Here is a 20,773-nt window from a genome sequence, read left to right on the forward strand (position 1 = left end):
AGTAATGCTAAAGTGATCGCATTCGTTGGTGTCCGACACATGGGCGCCGCACAGCTTCATTTGAAGAGGAGTGTTGATCATGGGTGCCTATGCCACGGCTCAGCCGCCAACTGCGGCCGCGCGGATCCAGGTGGAACGATGCGGCGCGGTGGCCATCGTGAAGATTTTTGGGGATGCGATGGCATTGTTCGGCGTCGAGCTGCTGGATCCGTTTGATCGAACCATTCGCCTCCTGGATGCCGATCCCGGCATTCAGTGCGTCGTGTTGACCAGCGCGCATCCAGACCGTTTCATCAGCCATGCCGACGTGGCTTGGCTCCAGACTGAAGGGGCCGCCATCCCGGCGCTGGGCAGGGCGCTGTCCAAAGGTGTGATGCACATGGCCGGCATCGCTGCAAGCACTTGGCTGGGCCGAGCGCTGGTGCGCTACACACCACTGCACGGTGCTGTGCAACTGCATCGCCTGCATGGCGTGCTGTCGTTCATGCAGCGAAGCGGCGTGGTGTACATCGCGGCCTTGAACGGGTCTGCGCTCGGCTTGGGTGCCGAGATCGCCTGGGCGTGCGACCTGCGTGTGATGCGCGACCGCGACGATGCCGTCATTGGCCACCCGGAAGTGCTGCTCGGCTTTGCGCCGGGTGCAGGGGGGACTCAGCGATTGACCCGCCTGCTCGGCGAGCATAAGACACTGGTGGCCATGCTGGAGGGCCGTCCCTTCCAGGCGCAAGAGGCGCTCAAGCTGGGTATCGTCGATGCGCTGGTGCCGGCAGGCACCGAGGTCAACGCCGCCATCGCGCTGTCTGGGCGATTCGCGGGGCGTCAACGGTGGGCCATTTCCTCCATCAAACAGGCGGTGTACCTGGGCGGGTCAGAGACGCTGCCGCAAGGGCTCTTGAGAGAGAGTCGCGAGTTTGTGGCGGCACTTCCCCTTCGGGAATCGCAGTCATTGATGCAGGACTATCTGGCCCGTACGGCCCGCCACGGCGAACTGCCACTGTACCGGCCAGAGGCTTATGCCAAGGCCTTGCAGCAGGGCAAGTTCACAGACGATGAACCGACCGAGGCGCTGAGGCCCACCAGTGAATTCACCCGTGAAGACGTTGCGTTCACATCAGGGCAGGACACCTGCAAGGCTTGGTTCTACAGGCCTGAAGGTCCAGCACTGGCGCCGTTGGTGGTGATGGGCCATGGCATTGGAGCTACGCGAGAAATGGGGCTGGACGCCTACGCGCGGCGGTTCGCACAGGCCGGGATCGCTGTCCTGGCCTTCACCTACCGCAACTTCGGTGACAGTGGTGGCGCGCAACGCCAGCTCATTTCGATCGCCTCTCAAGAGCAAGACTGGCATGCCGCGATCGACCACGGTAAACAACTGCCGGGTGTGGACGCGCGCCGGGTGGCCATTTGGGGATCGTCCTTCGGCGGCGGCCATGTGATCACCATCGCCTCACAGCGACGGGATTTGACATCGGCGGTTGCGCAATGCCCGTTCACGGAGGGGCGTGCCAGCGCCTCTGCCTTGGGCCTGCTGGAAAGCCTGAAGCTGATGCCCACCGTCTTGATCGACATGCTGGCGGCCATGGGCTTGGGCAAGGGGCGCATGTTGGCCATCGCCGCCGAGCCTGGCAAGCCCGCGCTCATGTCGGCGCACGATGCACTGCCTGGCTACAAGATGATCACGCCGCCGGGGGTGAATTTCGTCAACCAGACACCCGCACGCGTCATTCCCCGCCTGATCATGCACACCCCCGGGCGCAGGGCACGCGACATCCGGATTCCCATCTTGTTTTGTGTGTGCGACCACGACACCGTGGCGCCCTCTGAGGTGACTTTGAAGCACGTGCGCAAGGCACCACTGGGCACGGTCAAGACTTACCACGCAGGTCACTTTGAGTTTTATGTCGGCAAGGCCTTCGAGCAACTGGTTGTGGACCAATCGCGCTTCCTGATCGACACCCTCTTTGCCAATCAAAGAAAGGCGACGAACCCATGAGCACGGCACCCACACAGACGCGGCCCCCTTACATCCAGTTAACTGCCTTGCCGCATGACCGCATGGCCAGCCAGCCCCATGCGCGGTGCCTGGCCGACGAGGTCACGGCGCTCGACAATGCGGCCTTTCATCAACGCGTTGTCAAGCGCGCAGAGGCGCTCAGCGAGCTTGGTGTGTCGGCGCACCATGTCGTGGCCATCATGTTGCCCAACGACATCGACTTTGTCGTGACCCTGTTCGCTGCCTGGCAGCTGGACGCAGCCGTCACCCCGGTGAACCCCGCCAGCACCGAGCTGGAGTTGAACCACCAGTTGGAGGACTCGGGGGCGCGTGTGCTGGTGTGCATGGGCGATGCCGGTGCCCTGAGCCTGCGCGAGAGGCACACGGATCGGCAACTGCACGAGGACGACCTGGCCCTGTTGATCTACACCAGCGGCACCACCGGCCGCCCCAAAGGCGTCATGCTGAGCCACGGAAACTTGCAGGCCATGGTCTGCGCCGGCGCCGAGGCACTGGAGATGTCGGAGGCTGACCGCTCTCTCCTGATCCTGCCCCTGTTCCACGTCAACGCCGTGGTGGTCAGCACCCTGGTGCCACTGTGCGTCGGTGGCAGCGTGGTCATTGCAGACAAGTTCTCTCCCACCACCTTCTTCGACAAGGTACAGGCTTACCAACCCACCTACTTCAGCGGGGTGCCAACGATCTTCGCCATGCTGTTGGCGAGGGCAGACCAGGATGCATCGTGGACGCGCTCGTTGCGACTCGCCTTGTGTGGCGCAGCGCCAGCCCAACCTGGCACGCTTGCGGGCTTTCAGGACCGATTTGGTGTGCCCATCCTGGAAGGCTATGGGCTTTCAGAGGCCACTTGCGCCAGCACGCTCAACCCCTTGAGCGGCGTCCAAAAGCCTGGCACCGTTGGCTTGCCGCTTCCGGGCCAGGAGGTGCGCGTCGTGCTGGCTTCTGGTCAGACCGCACCGGTCGGTGAAGTCGGTGAAGTACAGATCAAAGGCCCGACGGTCATGCGCGGCTACCTGGGACGCCCTGAAGAGACTGCCAAGACACTGGTTGATGGCTGGCTGAAAACAGGCGACCTGGGCCATCTGGACGCCGATGGCTACCTGGCCCTCGTGGGCCGTTCCAAGGAAATGATCATCCGAGGTGGTGAGAACGTCTACCCCAAAGAAGTGGAAGACGCGCTGTGCCATCACCCATCTGTGAGCGCCGCCGCGGTGATCGGTCTGCCAGACCTCCTGTGGGGCGAGCGTGTTGTCGCCGCAGTCGAGGTTGTCCATGCCCTCACGCCCGAGGAGTTGATGGACTTCAGTGCCAACTCACTGGCACCTTACAAGCGGCCTGTCGAGATCCGCGTCATGCCTGCGCTGCCGCGCACTGCGGTGGGCAAAGTCAACAAGCCGCAGCTCAAGTTGTGGTGGCTTGAGGCTTGAGGCCTCAACCGCCGATGCATCAAGGCCCCGCGCCCCCGGCGCCAGCCATCGCCCCTACTCACTCCGTCCCTCACTGAAAGGAAAGCACCATGCCCTACTGGAAGATTTACTCACCTGAAGGAACTTACACCAAAGAAGACAAGCAGGCGATGAGCACGGCCATCACCGACATCTACGTCGAGTTTGCCGAGCTGCCTCGCTTCTATGTCGTTGTCTTGTTCGAAGATCGACCGGCCGACACCATCTGGGTGGGCGGTGAGCCTGCCAACCACTTTGTGCGCATCGTGGTGGACCACATCGCCCGGCAGGTCGACACCCCCGAGCTCAGGCTGATGACCATGGAGGCCGTCGAAGCCGCCATCGAGCCCTTTGTCAAGGACAGAGGATTGGATTGGGAGGTTCACATCGATGAAACGCCGTTCGACCTCTGGCGAACACAGGGCATGACACCACCGCCCCCCGAATCGGAGGCCGAGCGCCTGTGGGCGGCAGAAAACCGGGCCGTGCCCTGGGAGCACCCGGAACGACCGAGCGCTTGATCCGCTGTTTGACCTGACTTCACTTGTACACCATCACCCGCCTCAGGGTGCAACAGGAGACCTCCATGAGCAAGACCCCCACCGCAGAAGAGATCTGCCACTTCATCGATGCTGCTTTCAAGCTGACCCTCCAGGACCCGAAATTCGTCGAGAAGGTCAAGAAGGCCGCCATCACCATCAAGGTGGTGACCACGAACCCCGACGCGGTCTTGGTGATGGACATGGCCCACCAGACCGTGAGCCTGGTGCATGGCGATGTGCAGGCAGACGCCACGATGCGCATGAGCGGCGACACCGCCAACCGGTTCTGGCAGGGCAAGGTCAACATGCTGGGCGCCATCACGCGCGGGGCCGTGAAGGTTCAGGGCCACCTTCCGGGTGTCATTCGCGCCTTGCCTTTGGCCATGAAGGTGTTCCCTGCTTATGTGGCCGAACTGCGCAAGGCTGGACGAACAGACCTGATCGTGGCTTGAGTGACTGAGCTGCCAAGAAAGTAACCTCATGATCAAGAAAACCTTCGCGCTCACGCTTGCGCTGTTCACCTTGTCGGCACAGGCCCAATCTGGCAAGCCGCTGTTTTGCGTCTGGGACATTCTGGGCAAGTCAGGCGACGTCTACAACCTGGTGCTGGACCAAAGCATTCACATGGCCAAGCTGGGCATGCCTTTCGAGATGCGGGCCTATACCGACGAGCGCGTGGCGATTGAAGACTACCGCGCTGGACAGTGTGTCGGCGTGGTCGCCACGGGCTTTCGGGTGAGGCCGTTCAACGGGATTTCCGGCTCGATCGACAGCATGGGCTCGGCCCTTGTCATCAAAGAGGGCAAAGTCGACATGGCGGGCAGCTATGAGGCCCTGCGGCGCGTGATCACGGTTCTGTCCAGTCCTCAGGCGGCCAAGCTCATGCGAGAGGGCGCACATGAAGTGGGAGGCATCTTGCCCGTTGGTGCGGCCTACCCGATGATCAAGGACCGCACAAGCACCCGGTTGGATCAGCTCGCGGGCAAGCGCATCGGCGTGTTCGATCAGGACAAGCCACAGGCCCTGCTGATTCAGCAATTGGGCGCTCAAGCGATATCCGTCGATGTCGCCAGCGTGGGCACCAAATTCAACAACGGCATGGTTGACATGATCCACCTCCCAGCCCTGACTTACAGGCCATTTGAGCTTTCCAAGGGCATGGGAACTCAAGGCGCGGTGGTTCGCGTGCCGGCCATGTTCCCAACCGTGCAGATGCTGTTCAACGCAGACAAGCTGCCTCAGGGCTTTGGCGAGGCATCCAGGCAATTCTGGTTGGCTCAGTTTGAGCGCCAGATGCAAAACATCCAGCGGGCCGAGGCATCCATTCCAGCGAAGGTGTGGACAGAAGTGGAACCCGCCGTCCTGGCGAGCTATGTGGCGTCATTGAAAGAGGGGCGACTCATCGGGGCGAAGCAGGGGCTGTACGCCAAACGCACCTTGAACATGCTCAAGAAGGCCCGTTGCGCAGGTAGCCCTGTCAACGCTGAATGCGCCGTTGCCACCGAAGTGGACTGACCCTGGCGTTGGTTCCGCAGCCCTTTTAATATTGACAGGCAGGAAAAATGACCACGACTGAAAACTCATGGGTGCTCATCACGGGCGCATCGAGCGGCTTTGGCGAGGAATTTGCCCGCCAATATGCCCAGCAAGGGCGCTCACTGGTCCTCGTAGCGCGCCGGCTGGACCGGATGCAAGCACTCGCCGAGGCGCTGCGCGGCCAATACCACATTGACGTCTTGGTGGAGCAGGTCGATCTCTCGGACCTGGCTGCTGTCGGCCGACTCCATGATCGCCTTCAGCAGCAAGGCGTCGCCATTGACATCCTGATCAACAACGCCGGCCATGGATTGCAAGGCCGGTTTGTCGAGAGTCGACTTGAGGCGACGCTGGAGATGGTGCAGCTTGATGTCGCGAGCCTGACGGCGATGACCCACTTGTTCGCCCAAGACATGCGGGCGCGCGGGCGCGGAAAAATCTTGCTGGTGGCCAGCCTGTTGGCTTACCAGGGCGTGCAGAACTTCGCCGTCTACGCCGCCGCCAAGGCCTACGTCCTGCGTCTGGGTGAAGCGCTGCATCGTGAGCTCAAGCGCGATGGCATAACGGTGACGACACTGTGCCCAGGCATGTCGGATACCGGCTTTGCAGCCGCAGCAAAGCAGAGGATCACTCCGGTGCTGAGTCAGCTGATGATGCAGCCAGCCCCCGTTGTACGCGCCGGTATTCGCGCCTTGGAAGCCGGCCGCATCAGCATTGTGGCTGGATGGGCGAACAAAGCGCTGGTGGTCCTGACGTGGGCAACACCGCGGTGGATGCACCAGGCGTTCATGTCTCGCGCGATGAATGGATGATCGCGGCTATCAAGAGCCCCGCCCAGAATCTCCGCTGTAACGAACACCATCAGGGTCATGGCATCGCCGAGAACTGCGTTCGCGGACGCCATTTGCTTAGGCCGACTGCCCTCTGATACGGGGCCCGGCAGTTGGGGCAACTCCAAGTCTGGCTGAAGATGATCAGCATTGGCTGCACGCTAGGAAACAGCATACCGCCCAACCGCAGCACCTAGTCAGCTGCGCCTCGCACAGCGGCCGATCACTGGGCTTGGAGGAGATCCACGAGATCCTTCGGCCAAGTCATATTCGCAGCCTCGCCTTTTTTCAAAGATGCCGTCCATGCCGTTGCCGACTCAGCGAGCCTGCGACATCGACGAGTTGTTGCCAAATCGATGGGTCCAGGGTCGAGCGCCCGCGCCATGCTGAGCGCGGTCAGTGATTCAGCGCAACTGCAATGTCCATTTCGGGATGGGCTTCTCTCAGCACCCTCAAAAGGCTTTTGACCATGTTCGCTTCTTCCGGAAGCGTCGCGCCACTTTCGAACAATCCAAGGACGGAGGTGCGGCTCGGCGTCGATGCCTTCACAGATTCACGGACCAGTGCAGTCAACGATGCCCAGGTGAACCCCTGCCCGAGGGGAGTGCCAAAGTGGACAGCGACTGCCTACCTCGGCTTCATCTAATTTCGAATTTGCTGACCATGCGTTTGGACAGTGCGGAGTTCCTCTCAATGAGAAAAGTACGCAGCCATGCTGGGTATTGAGGACTGACTGCTTGCTTTACCGACGGGCGGCTCTCCAATTGCCGCCGCCAGGCATTCACTTTGGGCATCTGGTTGAAGAATCCGAAGTCATCGATCTGTTCGAACACGTCGAAATACCTGAAGACGGGTCCAAACACGGCATCGACCATGCTGAAGTGGTCGCCCATGAAAAAAGGGCCGTCACCCAGCACCCTGTTCATCTGCGCGAACCGGGCCTTGATTTCTTCCGCCTGCTTTTGCAGCGACTCTTCCGACACCGCGTTGTAGAAGCTGGCGATGCCGCTCAGGATGGACGAGCCAAACTCCATGTAAGAGCGGTGTCTGGCACGTTCCAAGGGGTCGCTGGGGTGGATGTGTGGCAGGCACGTTTCATCAAGGTACTCGCAGATCACTGCCGATTCGAAGAGAGCCTCGCCATCGACCAACAGCACCGGCGTCTTGCCCAGTGGCGACGCCTGTTTGAACCAATCCGGTTTGTTGGCAAGGTCCACATCCCTGCGCTCGAACGGGACTTGCTTTTCCCGCAGCACGATGGCTGCGCGTTGCACATAGGGGCAGAGCTTGTGACTGACCAAGACCAAAGACTGAGCCATGGGCGCTCCGCTTACGCGAATGTCATGTTGGATCGGCATGGTATTTCCGGCGGTGGTGAAGTGGTCGCAGTGTAGGATTGTGCTGGCGCAATATAAATAGGCGAAATTGCAAGCCATGAATGCACCGTTGCAATACAAGTTGACCGCGGTAGACCTGGAGCTCGTGCTATCCGTCGTGCGGGCGGGCACGTTGGCCAATGCCGGAGAGCGTTTGGGGGTTGACGCTTCGACCGTATTTCGGGCCCTTCAGCGCTTGGAAAGAGGCTTGGGCCAGCCTTTGTTCGAGCGTTCTCGCGCTGGCTATGTGCCGCTGCCGATGGCACAGATGCTCGTGGAAAACGCCGAGCAGATGGAAACCGTGCTGGAGTCAGCCCGCGCCGTTGCTCAGACCGTGCCGGAGCAGGTGTCGGGCAACGTGCGCATTACCACCACCGATTCCATCTTGCATGGTTTGATCGCCCCGTCGCTGGCCGATCTCCATGTGGCGCATCCTCTGCTTGCCTATGAGCTTCACACGGGCAATGAACTGGTGAGCTTGACGCGGCGGGATGCGGACATTGCAGTGCGGGCCACCAAGCAGCCCCCACAGCACTTGATTGGCAAACACCTCGGCGTTTTGCGAGTGGCCGTGTTCGCCGCCAAGTCGGGGCCGGTGAAGCACTTTTCCGAGGTGTCGTCAGGAAAGTGCCCGTGGGTGGCGCCAGATGACGCGTTGCCGGATCACCCCTCCGTGGTTTGGCGCAAGCGAAATTTCCCCAAAATCACACCGCTGTATCGGGTGCACAGCATCTTGACCGTGCTGGAGTTCGTGGCACGAGGCTTGGGTGTGGGCGTTCTGCCCTTGTTCTTAACAGCGGAGCGTACAGATCTTATGCAACTGACGGATGTTCTGCCCGAATGCGAGACGGACCTGTGGTTGCTGGCGCATCCCGAGTCGCGGCATTCGCGTCGGGTGAGTACGGTCTATGCGCATCTGATCGCACGCATCAACCTGGGCCTCAATTGAGGGTTCATTGAATCGCCCCATCCCCGTCGCTGGGCACATGCCTTCTCGCCGGGCACGCTTATGTCGATTTTGCTTCCCGTCGTTCGTCGATGGGATGCGAGGTGCTCTCAGACGGGCGCACCCACTGTTCAACTTAACAGGAGTGAAGACATGTCATACATCGATGGTTTCGTGATCGCGGTCCCCACCGCCAACAAGCAGAAGTTCATCGACCACGCGCGCCATTTCGACTCGATGTTCATCGAGCTGGGCGCGATCCGTGTGATCGAAGGTTGGGGCGATGATGTCCCCGACGGCAAAGTGACCGATTTCCGCCGTGCAGTCCAGGCCACGGCCGAGGAGACGGTGGCCTTTTCATGGGTCGAATGGCCGGACAAGGCGACGCGCGACGCAGGCATGAAGAAGATGATGGAAGACCCGCGCATGGATCCGACCACACCCGGCAACCCGCCCATGCCCTTCGACGGCAAACGCATGATCTTTGGCGGCTTCGAACAGGTGGTCGAAGTGAAGGCTTGAGCGGCGGGGGACGACACGGGCGGACGTCTGGCGCAAATGGTCGGCCGCAGGCGGGTGGCTCTGGGACATCGCGCATGTTGGGTGGGCAGATCCTCGATGTGGTGAGGCGCCCTGAAGCGGCCATGTCGGAGCCTGCCGTCGAACAGGCGCGGGCCATTGACGCCACTGACCGCTGCAGAACCCTGCGAGGTTCAAGAGACATAGGGCAGCAGCGCTTGCGCGGCCTGGATGCGCAGGCTCAGATCCAGGGCTTCATCGTTCATCACCGACAGCAGGAAGGCGTGCGGTGAGCGCGTGCTCGCTGACGAAGCCACATCGGCCCCTGCTTTTTGCACCGGCTGAAGTTCGGCCAGCGCACGCTGCCAGTCAGCTGGCTTGATGCTGTGCAGGCGCGCCAGCAGGTCGGCTTGGCCATCGGGGTTGGGCGGGATGTCCAGCCAGGGCGTGTCGGCGAACACGGGTGCCAGGTCAGGGGCCACGAAGGCCGACCAATGGTCTGGCTGGGCCTGTTGGGCCGGCACCGTGGGTGGCGACACGCTCAGGCCAACGCGGTCACGCGCCACCTCGGGCAGGTAGCGCCGGCGCAAGGCTTCCAGGAAGCCCATGGCCTGGGCCGCGGGCCGGGGCTGGGCCAGCGAGAACCACAGCTGGTAGCCATCGACACCCGAGACCGCGATGGCCGGTGCGGGCAAGTCCAGCTCGGATTGAACCCCTTGCCACACCGCCGACAGCGTGGCCCAATCGGCAGGCTTGGACAAGGTCAGCACCATGGCGTGCACGGGCTCATCAGCCTGGGCCGGGGCGGGCCCTGATGCCGTGGCATCAAGGCGGTAAAGGCGTTGCAACTCCGAGTGCAGTCTGTTCATGGCGGGCTCAAGAAGGGGTCTGGTCAAGCATACTGGATGCCCATGATCACACTTCACCATTGCGTCAGCGCCCGTTCCTTCCGCCCCTTGTGGATGCTCGAAGAATTGGGCTTGTCTTACGAACTGAAAATGCTGCCCTTCCCGCCGCGTGTGCATGACGCGGCCTACTTGCAGCTCAACCCGCTGGGCACCGTGCCGACGCTGTTCGATGGCGGCGCGTGCATGACCGAGTCGGCGGCCATCTGCCAGTACCTGGCCGCGCGCTACCCGGCCGCGGGCATGGACGTGGCGCCTGATCAGCCGGCTTATGCGGCCTACCTTAACTATCTGCACTTTGGCGAAGCCACGCTCACCTTCCCGCAGACCCTGATCCTGCGGTATGCGCACTTCGAATCACCTGAACGCCGCCAGCCACAGGTGGCCGAGGACTACGCCAAGTGGTTCCTGGCCCGGCTGCGCACGCTGGAGCCGCTGCTGGCGCAGGAAGCGTTTGTGTGCGCGGGCCGCTTCACGGCGGCCGATGTGTCGGTGGGTTATGCCTTGTTGCTGGCCACCCACCTGGGCCTGGCCGAGCGGTTCAAGCCGGCGGTTCAGGATTACTGGCAAGGCCTGCAGCGGCGCCCAGCCTATCTGCGGGCCCTGGCCGTACAGCATGACGCTGCCCTGGCGCAGGGCGTGTCCACCGTGCCGGCGCCTGACCTGCGCTGAAGGCGCCTCATCTGTTGCCTATCCCCGCGCCTCGGGGGTTGTAACTCGATGTGTCGTCATTAGACTGGCCGCGCACTTGGTGCGTTGTTCAAGTTAACTATCTATATTTTTCAGGGAGAGCATTCTCATGCGTCACATCGTCTTGTCTTCCATCGCCTTGGCCGCTTCCATGTTGGCCGGCGTCTCTCATGCCGCAGTGGCCTATGACAACGGCAGCATCGGCCCCAGCACCAGTTGGTGCGTGTCTGGCGTGAATCAGTGTGGCGGCGCAAGCTGGACCATCGCCGACAACTTCACCCTCACCACCGCGACGGTGCTGACGGGCTTTGAAAACTGGAACCTGGGCGCGCCTGCCATTTACGTCAGCACCAACTGGCGCATCTGGGCGAACCAACCCACATCCCTGAGCGAAACCATCGCGTCGGGCAATGCCGTGGCCACCATCACCGAGGATGCCGGCTTCACGCTGGCATCGGTGTCCGGGCTGGCCGTCAGCCTGAACGCCGGCAGCTATTGGATCGGCTTCAATCACATCCTCAGCGCCGACAACCCCTGGACCTATGTCACCTCAAGCTCGGGTCAAGCCAACGCCGTTCAGCTGTACGAGGGCGGCGTCAATGTCTCTGGGCTGACGGATGCCGCTTTCCGCCTTCACACCTCCGCCGTGCCTGAGCCCGAATCCGTGGCGCTGATCCTGGCTGGTCTGGCCGTGGTGGGCGTGGCCAGCCGTCGCCGCGCTGCCTGCTGATTGAACCGGCCGAACAGGCGCCCCGCTCAGGCGGGGTTGATCATCCGCCACCTCAAGGGCGACTACGGGCTGGCCCGGTCGTACTGGGTGCACTCGGTCCTGGTTGCTTGGGCGCTGCTGTACCTCGCCGGCCTGGCCGTGGGCAAGATCGCGGCAGTGGGCTCGGTGCGTTATGTGTCGATGGCCGTGTTGGCCCTGGAACCGCTGGCCCTGCTGGTCTGGGTGTGGTCCACGGTGGGTACCTTCATGTCGGCCATCAAGCAGCTGTTCAGCGGTGACGGGAGCCGGTTCTGGGCCCTGGCCGCGATCCTGTCGCTGACCTTGGGGTGCATCGGCATGATCCGCCAACTGGCCGCCCTGGGGCCGGCGATGACCGCGCACTTCGAGGTGGCCATGGGCGAGCAACCCGGCGAATCGTTCACCCTGACCTTCAGCCGCGACCACCGTGAGCTGGTGTTTGCCGGTGGCGTGAACGAAGGCGCGGCCCAGGCGCTGGACCAGGCCGTGATGGCCCATCTGGGCGTGGTTCGCACGGTGGTGCTCGATTCACCCGGGGGCTGGATGGGTGAGGGCCGGCGCATGGCCGAGGTCATCCGGGCCCACAACTTGAACACCCATGTGGCGCAAGAATGCATGTCGGCCTGCACCCTGGCCTTGCTGGCTGGCCATGAGCGCACGGCCGATGAGGGCGCCCGTGTCGGCTTTCACCAGGCGCGGGCCATTGGCGAAGACCGCCAGCCTGCCACCCGCCGGCGTCCCTCAGGCGGCAGCCGGCGTGAAGAAGAGGCCTTGTATGTGCAGGCTGGGGTCAGCCCGGCGTTTGCCCGCCAGGTGGTGAACGTGCCGTTCGCCCAGATGTGGGTGCCCACGCGCCAGCAGTTGCTTGACGCCCAAGTGCTCACGCGCTGACGCCACCGCCTTGCCCTAGCGCCACTCCTCTTCGGATTTGGTGCTGCACTCCGGATCGGCCGGGTTCACGTTGCAACGGATCCGCTTGATGACCTTGAGCCCGCGCTTGTCGTAGATGCCTTGCTGGGCGATGTCGATCCGCGACTCGCGCAGCATCAACGAATACTTGTAAGCGTTCTCGGCCGACAAGTCCTGCCAGGTGGTGGGCGGGATGCTGTTGTCGGCCTGCTTGATGAACTGCAGCGCGCGGTCGAACTGGCTCAGCCAGTAGGTTCTGGAGTGCTCGCCCATGCCCTCCGGAAAGCGGGTCTTGTTGAAGATCATCTGGTAAGTCAGGATCATGATCGGGAAACGGGTGATGGCCCCACTGTCGCCAATGCCCCGGTACAGCTCCAGCGGCTTGTAGGCGATGGAGGGCGCGGCCACCATGTCGAGCAAGCCGCTGTTGAACTTGTTGGCGAAGGTGGTGATGTCGGCCGACACGGGGATGGCACCCATGCGCTTGATCATGATGGCCTGCGCCTTGTCGTGGTCGAAGGAGGCGATGCGCTTGCCGGCCAGGGCCTCGACGGTGTTGATGCGCCGGTCGTGGACGACAGGGTAAGCCGCGCCCAGGGGCAGGATGCCGCCAACCTCGTGCTCGCCTTCCACCATCAGGCTTTTGGCCGCTGGCGAGGCGTAAGTCTGGATCAGCTTGCGGACGACTTCGTAGCTGCCGGGCATGTCGATCTTGCCGTCGCGCACGATGGTGGTGGCCCCCAGCGTGTCGATGGCCCCAGAGGTGCGGTTGAACTGGCGGGCGCGAAACGCGGTGGTGATGACCGCATCGCATTGGCCCGCGCGGTAGTCCTCGGTGGCTTGCCGCTCGTCGGTGTAGCCCTTGAGCGTGATGTTCGCGCCAAATTTCTGCATGGCCAGCACGTAGTCCTTGGTCATGCTGAACAGGTCGCCCGAGGCGCCCAGCATGTCGTAGACGCAAACCTTCTGGGTGGGGGCGGCCTGGGCGCTCAGGCCCAGCAAGCTCAGCGTCAAGGCGGCCAGGCGGCTTCGGGTCGATGGATTCACGCGGGGGTCTCCTGTTTTGGGGTCAGCCCCGGATACTTCCTCAAATGCAGGCCTGCGCGCAAGCGTCCGCACGTGCGATCGCCCCTCTTCGCGATGGGATCGTGTCTAATCCCCTCCTGGCCACGGCACAGCACAGCGTGGCAAACCCAAGAAATGCATTTGCGCCGGAATTTCAGCAGCTCCAGACTCGTTCGCTTGCTCAGTGATGCCGCCTCCGTGGACGTGGACGCGTCCCGCCAGGATGTGGCCGAAAAACTGGGTCTGTGGCTGGGCACGCTCGACACACTCCAACTCCATGCCGCTCACCAGTCGATCAAAGCGTTTGCCCAAGAGACGCCTGCGCACGCGCGGGCCGCGACCAGCCATCCCCTGGAAGAGGATGTTCAGCGGGTGCGCGCGGCCCTGGTGCAGGGCATCACGGCGAACGGTGCAGCCCAGGCCATTGATGCGGACGCAGGCTACGCGCCGTACCGCCAGCGTTACCTTGAGCAGCAGCGCCACATTGAATCCAAGATTGCTTCATTGAGATCCCACGTGCGGCAGATCCTGTCCCGTGCCTCGCCCCGGCTCAAACAACTCGCCTACCTGGACACCGTGATGGAGCAGGTGATCGGGGGCCGCGAGCAAAGGCTGATGGGCACGGTGCCCGTGCTGCTTGAAAAGCGGTACGAGCAACTGCGCCGGGCCCAGGACGATGGCTGGCAGGACACGTTCCGCCAAGCCTGGCAGGAAGTCTTGCTGGCCGAGATGGCCGTGCGCCTGCAGCCGGTGGTGGGATTGATGGAAGCATTCAGCAACGAGGTCAAGAAGTCACCATGAACAGGATAGTTTTTGCAGCCGCCTTCGCCATCGGCCTGATGGTCTTGGGCTGGGTGGGCGTGGGGTTCGTGGGCAGCAGCCCGCTGGCCTTGCTGATGACGGTGCTGATCGCCGCTGTGTATGTGCTGGGCGCGTATGAGCTTCGGCAATTCCGCCAGGCCACGGAGTCCCTGGCGGTGGCGCTGAGCAAGCTCGCGCAACCCGTGTCCGATCTGCGCGCCTGGCTGGCCAGCCTGCACCCCTCTTTGCAGAACGCCGTGCGCCTGCGGGTGGAGGGCGAGCGGGTGGCCTTGCCCGGGCCGGCCTTGACGCCGTACCTGGTGGGCCTGCTGGTGATGCTGGGCATGCTGGGCACCTTCCTGGGCATGGTGGTGACCTTCAAGGGCGCCGTGTTCGCGCTGGAAGGCTCGACCGACCTGCAGGCCATCCGCTCGGCTTTGGCGGCCCCCATCAAGGGTCTGGGCTTGTCGTTCGGCACCTCGGTGGCCGGCGTGGCGGCGTCCGCCATGTTGGGCTTGATCTCGGCCATCAGCCGCCGCGAACGGCTGGACGTGGCGCGGCAACTGGACGCGCGCATCGCCGCTGAACTGCGGCCCTTCTCGCGCGCCCACCAGCGCGAGGAAAGCTTCAAGGCGCTGCAAGTGCAGGCGCACGCCTTGCCCGAGGTGGTCAAGCAACTGCAAGCCATGATGGACGGGCTGGAGCGCCGCAACCTGCAATTGAGCGAGCAGCTGTTGGGCCAGCAGGCCCAGTTCCACCGCGACGTGACTGCCGCCTACACCGGCCTGGCGGGCGAGGTGGGGCAATCGCTGAAAGACAGCCTGGTGAGCAGCGCCAAGGTGGCCGGCGAGACCATCAAGCCGGTCGTCGAGGCCGCGATGTCGCAGATCGCGCTCGAGTCCACCCGCGCGCACCAGCGCCAGGTCGACGCGGCGCAGACGCAATTGAATGGCCTGTCGGACCAATTGGGCGCCACGGCCCGCACGGTGTCCGAGGGCTGGACCGCCGCCTTGCAAACCCATGCGCGCACCAGCGAAAACCTGGTCGAGGGCCTGGACCGTTCGCTGGCGGCTTTCACGCAGACCTTCGAACAACGCTCGGGGGCGCTGCTGGCCACGGTGCAGCAAGCCGCATCGCAATCGCAAGCCGAGCAGGCGGAGGCCGATGGGCTGCGCCTGCAAGCCTGGACGGCCGCTTTGGAATCCATGGCCGCCAGGCTGCAAGGCGAGTGGCAGCAAGTGGGCGCCCAAACGCTGGCCCAGCAGAACGCGGTCTGCCTGACGCTCGAAAAAACCGCCCGCGACATCACCGAGCGCACCAGCGCGCAGGCCGGCCAGACGCTGGATGACGTGGCGCGTTTGCTGAACCAATCGGAAGAGCTGGTGCGTTCGCGCATCGAGTCTGAAGCGCAGTGGATGGAGCACCACCGCGAACGCATGGACCAACTGGCCCAGGTGTGGCGCACCGAACTGGGCGCGCTGCGCGACGACGAAGCTTCGCGTGGGCACGCGGCCGTGGCGCGCCTGGACGAGTTGCAGTCGGTGATGGCCCGCCACCTGGCCACCTTGGGCACGGCACTCGAAGCGCCCATGACCCGCCTGATGCAGACGGCCTCCGAGGTGCCGCAAGCGGCCGCGCAAGTGATCGCACAGCTGCGCCAGGAGATGGCCCAGCTCACCGAGCAAGGCAACCAGGCGCTGGCCGAGCGCAACGGCCTGGTGGAGAAGATCACGGTGCTGCTGCAGGGCCTGAGCCAGGCGTCGGGGCAGCAACGCGAGGCCATCGAGACCTTGGTGACCTCGGCCACCCAGGTGCTGGACCAGGCGAGCAGCCAGTTCGCGCAAGCGCTGCAGGCGCAATCGGGCCAGTCTCTGGATGTGGCTGCGCACCTCACGGGCAGCGCGGTCGAGTTGTCCAGCCTGGGCGAATCCTTTGGCCATGGGGTGCAGTTGTTCAGCGCCAGCAACGACAAGCTGCTGGACAGCCTGGCGCGCATTGAAAGCTCGATCAAGCACTCCACCGAGCGCAGCGATGAACAGCTGGCTTATTACGTGGCGCAAGCCCGCGAAGTGATTGACCTGAGCATCTCGTCGCAACAGGGCATCGTGGAAGACCTGCGCCGACTGCACCGTGAGGCCGCCGATGTCCGAGCTTGACGAGCAGGGCCACGGCATCGAAGACACCGCCCCGGTGTGGGCCGTGTTTGGCGACCTGATGGCGGGCTTGCTGGGCGCCTTCGTACTGATCCTGGTGGGGGTGCTGGTGGTTCAGATGGACCTGGTGGCCAACCTGCAATCGGAAGTGCAAAAGCGCCAGGTGGAAGAAAAACGCCGCATCGCCTTGGAGAAGGCCCTGGCCATTCCATTGGCCACGGGCCGCGTCACCTTGAACAACGGGCGCATCGGCATCAGCGGCAGCGTGCTCTTCCCCGTCAACTCTGACCAGTTGCGGCCCGAGGGGCGCCAGCTGCTGAAGGGCCTGGTGCAGCCTTTGCTGGTCTACCTGGGCGAGCGCGACGAGATGCTGATGGTGAGCGGCTTCACCGACGACAAGGGCATCCGCGACAGTGCCAGCAAGCGCTTCGCGGACAACCTGGAGCTGTCGGCGCAGCGTGCCTTGACGGTGACGCGCGCGCTGATGGAGGAGGGCATGCCTTCGTCCCGCGTGTTCGCGGCGGCCTTTGGCCCCGAGCAACCGGTGGCCTCCAACGCGGACGAAAAAGGACGCGCCTTGAATCGCCGGGTGGAGATGGCGCCGGTGCCCAAGACGGCCAATGCGAAAGCCACGGCGGCCCCATGAGCAGCGAGCGCTTCGACCCGGTGCGCTTTCATTACCTGGAGGTGCTGTCACGCCGTGTGGACGAGGCCTCGGGCGAGGTGCGGCGCATCTTGCAAGACAAGCTCGACCGAGCCCGTGCCGACTATGAGCAAGGCCTCGCGCAGGCGCCCAGCGTGGCGGGCAAGGTGCCCACTCGCACTCCATCAAGTGCGATGCCGCTGGCGCAGCTGAACCAATACATCCGCAGCCTGACCCAGGACCCGGGCGATGCCGAGGCAGGCCGAGGCCGGGATGCCGTGGACGACATCAAGAGCGCCCGCCGCTTCAGGGACACCTGGTCCCGCATTGCCGCTGAAAAGCAGGTGAACGAGGCCTTTGACCGTGGGCCGGAAAACGCCGGCCCGCTCAATGCGCACATGCTGGTGTTGCACTCGCTGCGCCTGATGCGCGACTTGTCGCCCCACTACCTGCAGCAGTTCATGTCGCAGGTCGATTCCTTGCTTTGGTTGGACCAGGTGAACCAGAAGTACACGCTCACGGACAGCAAGCCCGCGCGGTCAAGCCGTGCCCGCAAGTGAACACCCCACCACTTTTCATTCAAGAAAGCGAGCCCCTGATGGAACTGAACTTCAACGGCCGAGTGGCCATCGTGACGGGTGCCGGCGGTGGGCTGGGACGCCAGCATGCGCTGGCCTTGGCGGCGCGGGGCGCCAAGGTGCTGGTCAATGACCTGGGCGACAGCGCGGGGCATTCCGCGGCAGCACAGAAGGTGGTTGAAGAGATCCAGGCCGCGGGCGGCGAGGCCATGGCCAACGGCTGCTCGGTCACCGACTTTGCCGCGGTGCAGGCCATGGTGCAGCAGGTGAAAGAGGCCTGGGGCCGCGTTGACATCCTGATCAACAACGCCGGCATCCTGCGTGACAAATCCTTCGCCAAGCTTGAGGTGGATGACTTCAGGCTGGTGGTCGAAGTTCACCTGATGGGTGCGGTGCATTGCACCAAGGCGGTGTGGCCCTTGATGAGCGAGCAGAAGTACGGGCGCGTGGTGATGACCACCTCGTCGTCCGGCCTGTACGGCAACTTCGGGCAGGCCAACTATGGCGCGGCCAAGATGGCGCTGGTCGGCTTGATGCAGACCTTGTCCATTGAAGGCGCCAAGAACGACATCCGCGTGAATTGCCTGGCGCCGACGGCCGCGACGGCCATGACGGAAGGCCTCTTTCCTCAAGCCATGCTGGATCTGCTCAAGCCCGAGGCCGTGGTGCCCGCGATGCTGGTGCTGGCGCATGAAAGCGCGCCCAACCGGACCATCCTGGGCGCAGGGGCGGGCACCTTCGCGGCCGCCCACATCGCGATGACGCCTGGTGTGCACCTGGGCGTGGGCAGCGATGTGCCCGAGCAGTTGTCCCAGCACCTGGCCACGCTGGCGACCCTGGATGGCGCGAGCGTGCCGGCCAGTGGGGCCGAGCAGGGCCGGCAAGAGCTCACGCTGGCCATGGGCCAGGCCCGCTGATCAATTGCAGTTGCTGGCCGCCGGCTTGCCGTTCAGTCGGTCCTTCAAGAACGAGAAGGCATTGCCATAGCCGGTGATGGCCAGCAGGATGTGGTCGTTGAAGGACTTCTTGTAGGTCAGCTTCACGCCAGCCGCGCAGTACTTCTTGACCAGGCCATCCACATCGGCGATGGGCATCATTTCATCCAGCGTGCCCTGGTAGATGTACATCGGCGCGCCGGGTGTGCGCTGACCCAGGCGGTTCTCGGCGATCACGGCCTTCACGCCGGGCACCTGCAGCAGGTCGGGCACCGTCACCAGGCTGCTCATCTTCTGGAAGGCAAACGCCACCAGCGGATCGGGGGCGCCTGTGAGGAACTGGCCCAGGCACATCTCGCTGGCCTTGACCAGCATGGCCTTGCCCTTGTCGTTGGTCAGCGTGGCGACATCGATCTCGGGATAGGCGCGTGTCAGCGCGGTCACGGCCCCAAAGTAAACGCCCGCGAACAGCTTGCCGTCGATCTTGCGCGCGACGTTGCCCAGGTCCACCGGGATGCCGCCGGCTGCCACGCCCTTGATGTTCAGCTCGGGGGCATAGCTGGGGTAAAGCTCGTTGGCCCAGGCTGCGGCCACGGAGCCACCCGAGTAACCGGTGATGGCCACCGGGGTGTTCACGCCATCCAGCCCCGCGGGGGTGAAGCGTTCGGCGGCGCGGATGCCGTCCAGCACGCCATTGCCCGAGTTCACGCCCACCGTCCACAAGGACTGCAGGCCCTCGTAGTCGGCCGACATGACCACCATGCCTTCCTTGAGCGCGGACTGGATCAAGGCCTGCTCCAGCGCCGTGCCTTTGACGAACTCGTAAGAAGGCGCGCAGCGCAGGGTGAGCGCGTCATAGGCCACGTTGTACGACAGGAGTTTGCGTTGCTGGGCCGGTGCGTTCTCGGGCACCAGTACTGTGCCGACCATGGCCACGGGCAGGCCCTTGTGGTTGGTGCTGCGGTACATCAACTGCCAGGCCTTGCCCTTGACCGGGAACAGGTAGTAGGCCTTGGCGCTGACCTCGCGGTAGCGGAGCACCGTGCCTGGTGCCACGCTGCCCAGGGCCTGTTCGGTGGGTGATTGGTAGAAGGCATCTTCTTGAGGCAAAGGCGGGGGTGAGGCGGGTGCGGGGTAGGCCTCTTGGGCTTGCGCCGCCGTGCTTGCCAGGGCCAGCGTGGCCAGCAGGGCCAGAAGTGCTCGTGTCATGTCTTGTCCTTGGGGTGTCTCGTAAAGCGCTGATCGTCTGGCAATGGATGGAGGAAGTTTGTCCGGTTTTATGCATTCACCGGGTTCGCCCGGTGGCGGCTATCCCGGGGTGGGCTGCGATGATGGCGCTGCATTCAACAGTGGGCTTACAACGTGACAGCAGCAGGCAACCTCAATGTGGCGGACATCCTGGGCAAGGACCCCTGGTTCAAGGAGGTGCCTCCCTTGCTGCAATCGGCCTTGCTGCAGATCGGAGTCGTGCGGCGTTTGCGAACCGGTCAGCGGCTGTTCTCTCGCGGCGATCCAACCAATGGCGTGTACGCCTTGCTGGATGGGCGGCTGGCGGCCTTGGATGTGAACGAGCATGGCAGTGAGGCGATTCAGCTGCACCTGGATCCCGTGTCGTGGTTCGGCGAGATGGGCCTGTACGACCGGCTGCCCCGGGTCCACCACATCCGTGCCGAGAGAGTCTCGACCGTGTTGTGGCTGAACGACCAGTTGCTGCGTGCGCACCTTGAGCAATGCCCGCAGCACTGGCATCACTTCGGCCTGCTGTTGACGCAGAAGCTGCGCCTGGCGCTGTTCATCCTGGATGGGCGCAAGCTTGATTCCAATGACCTGGTGGTGGCGCGCACGCTGTTGATGATCGCCCAGTCATACGTGCCGGGCTCGGGCCCGGTCAAATCGCGCGTGACCATCCAGCAGCAAGAAGTGGCCGACATGCTGGGCATGTCACGTCAAACGGTGAGCCTGGCATTGCAACGTTTGAAAGCCGAAGGGATCTTGCAAATCGCTTACGGCAAGGTCGAAATCCTGGATGTGCCGGCCTTGCAGGCGAAGGTGCATTACGAAAACTGGTTGCCCGTCATGTCAACCGGTAAATGAGGCAAAGCGTATCAAAGTCAAACTCAAGTTTCAAAGTGTGCAGGCGC

At 63.5% G+C, this 20,773-nt stretch carries 21 protein-coding genes; 17 read left to right on the plus strand and 4 right to left on the minus strand.

Annotated elements, in window-relative coordinates; genetic code table 11:
- The first annotated feature begins 79 nt into the window (after nucleotides 1-79).
- The 6 genes from LQ232_RS09635 (at nucleotide 80) to LQ232_RS09660 (ending at nucleotide 6,346) form a co-directional block, all read left to right on the plus strand.
- Nucleotides 80-1,993, plus strand: a complete 1,914-nt coding sequence (locus LQ232_RS09635) for an alpha/beta fold hydrolase (protein WP_230180104.1) — start codon at nucleotides 80-82, stop codon at nucleotides 1,991-1,993.
- Nucleotides 1,990-3,438, plus strand: coding sequence for a class I adenylate-forming enzyme family protein (locus tag LQ232_RS09640; protein WP_230180105.1), 1,449 nt, complete (start codon nucleotides 1,990-1,992; stop codon nucleotides 3,436-3,438). The genes LQ232_RS09635 and LQ232_RS09640 overlap by 4 nt, the downstream gene beginning before the upstream one ends.
- Before the next feature lie 89 nt (nucleotides 3,439-3,527).
- A complete protein-coding gene (locus tag LQ232_RS09645) occupies nucleotides 3,528-3,977 on the plus strand; it encodes a tautomerase family protein (RefSeq protein WP_230180106.1) in 450 nt (149 codons plus the stop codon).
- Between the two features lie 65 nt (nucleotides 3,978-4,042).
- The gene (locus tag LQ232_RS09650; protein WP_230180107.1) at nucleotides 4,043-4,450 is read left to right on the plus strand and encodes an SCP2 sterol-binding domain-containing protein; all 408 of its coding nucleotides are present in this window, start codon (nucleotides 4,043-4,045) and stop codon (nucleotides 4,448-4,450) included.
- 28 nt (nucleotides 4,451-4,478) lie between these two features.
- Nucleotides 4,479-5,513: a putative solute-binding protein gene (locus LQ232_RS09655; protein ID WP_230180108.1), complete on the plus strand. Its 1,035-nt coding sequence runs from the start codon at nucleotides 4,479-4,481 to the stop codon at nucleotides 5,511-5,513.
- 47 nt (nucleotides 5,514-5,560) lie between these two features.
- Nucleotides 5,561-6,346 carry an SDR family oxidoreductase gene (locus LQ232_RS09660; RefSeq protein WP_230180109.1) on the plus strand — a complete coding sequence of 262 codons (786 nt, stop codon included), beginning with the start codon at nucleotides 5,561-5,563 and terminating at the stop codon, nucleotides 6,344-6,346.
- A gap of 656 nt (nucleotides 6,347-7,002) precedes the next feature.
- Here LQ232_RS09660 and LQ232_RS09665 read toward each other — a convergent pair.
- Nucleotides 7,003-7,683, minus strand: coding sequence for a glutathione S-transferase family protein (locus tag LQ232_RS09665; protein WP_230180701.1), 681 nt, complete (start codon nucleotides 7,681-7,683; stop codon nucleotides 7,003-7,005).
- Nucleotides 7,684-7,798: 115 nt separating this feature from the next.
- On the opposite strand from LQ232_RS09665, the gene LQ232_RS09670 reads away from it, so the two are divergent.
- The gene (locus LQ232_RS09670; RefSeq protein ID WP_230180110.1) at nucleotides 7,799-8,689 is read left to right on the plus strand and encodes a LysR family transcriptional regulator; all 891 of its coding nucleotides are present in this window, start codon (nucleotides 7,799-7,801) and stop codon (nucleotides 8,687-8,689) included.
- A 150-nt stretch (nucleotides 8,690-8,839) separates the two neighbouring features.
- Nucleotides 8,840-9,208 carry a DUF1428 domain-containing protein gene (locus LQ232_RS09675; protein ID WP_230180111.1) on the plus strand — a complete coding sequence of 123 codons (369 nt, stop codon included), beginning with the start codon at nucleotides 8,840-8,842 and terminating at the stop codon, nucleotides 9,206-9,208.
- A gap of 191 nt (nucleotides 9,209-9,399) precedes the next feature.
- On the opposite strand, the gene LQ232_RS09680 is transcribed toward LQ232_RS09675, so the two are convergent.
- Entirely contained in the window at nucleotides 9,400-10,074 is a 675-nt protein-coding gene (locus LQ232_RS09680) for a hypothetical protein (RefSeq protein ID WP_230180112.1), read from the minus strand.
- Nucleotides 10,075-10,116: 42 nt separating this feature from the next.
- Between LQ232_RS09680 and LQ232_RS09685 the strand changes: the two genes are divergently transcribed.
- The 3 genes from LQ232_RS09685 to LQ232_RS09695 all read left to right on the plus strand — a co-directional run bounded on the left by LQ232_RS09685 (nucleotide 10,117) and on the right by LQ232_RS09695 (nucleotide 12,439).
- The gene (locus LQ232_RS09685) at nucleotides 10,117-10,782 is read left to right on the plus strand and encodes a glutathione S-transferase family protein (RefSeq protein ID WP_230180113.1); all 666 of its coding nucleotides are present in this window, start codon (nucleotides 10,117-10,119) and stop codon (nucleotides 10,780-10,782) included.
- 127 nt (nucleotides 10,783-10,909) lie between these two features.
- Nucleotides 10,910-11,530 carry a PEP-CTERM sorting domain-containing protein gene (locus LQ232_RS09690; RefSeq protein ID WP_230180114.1) on the plus strand — a complete coding sequence of 207 codons (621 nt, stop codon included), beginning with the start codon at nucleotides 10,910-10,912 and terminating at the stop codon, nucleotides 11,528-11,530.
- 36 nt (nucleotides 11,531-11,566) lie between these two features.
- A complete protein-coding gene (locus LQ232_RS09695; protein ID WP_230180115.1) occupies nucleotides 11,567-12,439 on the plus strand; it encodes a hypothetical protein in 873 nt (290 codons plus the stop codon).
- Between the two features lie 15 nt (nucleotides 12,440-12,454).
- Here LQ232_RS09695 and LQ232_RS09700 read toward each other — a convergent pair whose 3' ends face one another.
- A complete protein-coding gene (locus tag LQ232_RS09700; protein ID WP_230180116.1) occupies nucleotides 12,455-13,504 on the minus strand; it encodes a putative solute-binding protein in 1,050 nt (349 codons plus the stop codon).
- Between the two features lie 153 nt (nucleotides 13,505-13,657).
- Between LQ232_RS09700 and LQ232_RS09705 the strand changes: the two genes are divergently transcribed.
- From LQ232_RS09705 to LQ232_RS09725, 5 genes are read left to right on the plus strand one after another with little or no spacing between them, the layout of a single operon-like run.
- The gene (locus LQ232_RS09705) at nucleotides 13,658-14,323 is read left to right on the plus strand and encodes a DUF3348 family protein (RefSeq protein ID WP_256450036.1); all 666 of its coding nucleotides are present in this window, start codon (nucleotides 13,658-13,660) and stop codon (nucleotides 14,321-14,323) included.
- On the plus strand, nucleotides 14,320-16,479 hold the full coding sequence (locus LQ232_RS09710; protein WP_230180118.1) for a DUF802 domain-containing protein: 2,160 nt from the start codon (nucleotides 14,320-14,322) through the stop codon (nucleotides 16,477-16,479). Before LQ232_RS09705 ends, LQ232_RS09710 begins: the two co-directional genes overlap by 4 nt.
- Complete coding sequence (locus LQ232_RS09715; RefSeq protein ID WP_230180119.1) at nucleotides 16,466-17,122, plus strand: OmpA family protein; 657 nt, start codon at nucleotides 16,466-16,468, stop codon at nucleotides 17,120-17,122. Before LQ232_RS09710 ends, LQ232_RS09715 begins: the two co-directional genes overlap by 14 nt.
- On the plus strand, nucleotides 17,119-17,679 hold the full coding sequence (locus LQ232_RS09720; RefSeq protein ID WP_230180120.1) for a DUF2894 domain-containing protein: 561 nt from the start codon (nucleotides 17,119-17,121) through the stop codon (nucleotides 17,677-17,679). Before LQ232_RS09715 ends, LQ232_RS09720 begins: the two co-directional genes overlap by 4 nt.
- Nucleotides 17,680-17,717: 38 nt before the next feature.
- A complete protein-coding gene (locus LQ232_RS09725; protein ID WP_230180121.1) occupies nucleotides 17,718-18,614 on the plus strand; it encodes an SDR family NAD(P)-dependent oxidoreductase in 897 nt (298 codons plus the stop codon).
- On the opposite strand, the gene LQ232_RS09730 is transcribed toward LQ232_RS09725, so the two are convergent.
- Nucleotides 18,615-19,841 (minus strand): lipase family protein, encoded by a 1,227-nt coding sequence (locus LQ232_RS09730; protein WP_230180122.1) that lies wholly within the window; start codon nucleotides 19,839-19,841, stop codon nucleotides 18,615-18,617.
- A 153-nt stretch (nucleotides 19,842-19,994) separates the two neighbouring features.
- Between LQ232_RS09730 and LQ232_RS09735 the strand changes: the two genes are divergently transcribed.
- Complete coding sequence (locus LQ232_RS09735) at nucleotides 19,995-20,726, plus strand: Crp/Fnr family transcriptional regulator (RefSeq protein ID WP_230180123.1); 732 nt, start codon at nucleotides 19,995-19,997, stop codon at nucleotides 20,724-20,726.
- The last annotated feature ends 47 nt before the right edge of the window (nucleotides 20,727-20,773 follow it).

Source organism: Aquabacterium sp. CECT 9606 (genome assembly GCF_918741295.1).
Lineage (GTDB): Bacteria > Pseudomonadota > Gammaproteobacteria > Burkholderiales > Burkholderiaceae_C > Aquabacterium.

Bases quoted from the DNA above. Each gene is read 5' to 3' on its own strand.
- LQ232_RS09635 (WP_230180104.1), top strand. From the start codon at position 80: ATGGGTGCCTATGCCACGGCTCAGCCGCCAACTGCGGCCGCGCGGATC.
- LQ232_RS09640 (WP_230180105.1), top strand. From the start codon at position 1,990: ATGAGCACGGCACCCACACAGACGCGGCCCCCTTACATCCAGTTAACT.
- LQ232_RS09645 (WP_230180106.1), top strand. From the start codon at position 3,528: ATGCCCTACTGGAAGATTTACTCACCTGAAGGAACTTACACCAAAGAA.
- LQ232_RS09650 (WP_230180107.1), top strand. From the start codon at position 4,043: ATGAGCAAGACCCCCACCGCAGAAGAGATCTGCCACTTCATCGATGCT.
- LQ232_RS09655 (WP_230180108.1), top strand. From the start codon at position 4,479: ATGATCAAGAAAACCTTCGCGCTCACGCTTGCGCTGTTCACCTTGTCG.
- LQ232_RS09660 (WP_230180109.1), top strand. From the start codon at position 5,561: ATGACCACGACTGAAAACTCATGGGTGCTCATCACGGGCGCATCGAGC.
- LQ232_RS09665 (WP_230180701.1), bottom strand. From the start codon at position 7,683: ATGGCTCAGTCTTTGGTCTTGGTCAGTCACAAGCTCTGCCCCTATGTG.
- LQ232_RS09670 (WP_230180110.1), top strand. From the start codon at position 7,799: ATGAATGCACCGTTGCAATACAAGTTGACCGCGGTAGACCTGGAGCTC.
- LQ232_RS09675 (WP_230180111.1), top strand. From the start codon at position 8,840: ATGTCATACATCGATGGTTTCGTGATCGCGGTCCCCACCGCCAACAAG.
- LQ232_RS09680 (WP_230180112.1), bottom strand. From the start codon at position 10,074: ATGAACAGACTGCACTCGGAGTTGCAACGCCTTTACCGCCTTGATGCC.
- LQ232_RS09685 (WP_230180113.1), top strand. From the start codon at position 10,117: ATGATCACACTTCACCATTGCGTCAGCGCCCGTTCCTTCCGCCCCTTG.
- LQ232_RS09690 (WP_230180114.1), top strand. From the start codon at position 10,910: ATGCGTCACATCGTCTTGTCTTCCATCGCCTTGGCCGCTTCCATGTTG.
- LQ232_RS09705 (WP_256450036.1), top strand. From the start codon at position 13,658: ATGCATTTGCGCCGGAATTTCAGCAGCTCCAGACTCGTTCGCTTGCTC.
- LQ232_RS09710 (WP_230180118.1), top strand. From the start codon at position 14,320: ATGAACAGGATAGTTTTTGCAGCCGCCTTCGCCATCGGCCTGATGGTC.
- LQ232_RS09715 (WP_230180119.1), top strand. From the start codon at position 16,466: ATGTCCGAGCTTGACGAGCAGGGCCACGGCATCGAAGACACCGCCCCG.
- LQ232_RS09720 (WP_230180120.1), top strand. From the start codon at position 17,119: ATGAGCAGCGAGCGCTTCGACCCGGTGCGCTTTCATTACCTGGAGGTG.
- LQ232_RS09725 (WP_230180121.1), top strand. From the start codon at position 17,718: ATGGAACTGAACTTCAACGGCCGAGTGGCCATCGTGACGGGTGCCGGC.
- LQ232_RS09730 (WP_230180122.1), bottom strand. From the start codon at position 19,841: ATGACACGAGCACTTCTGGCCCTGCTGGCCACGCTGGCCCTGGCAAGC.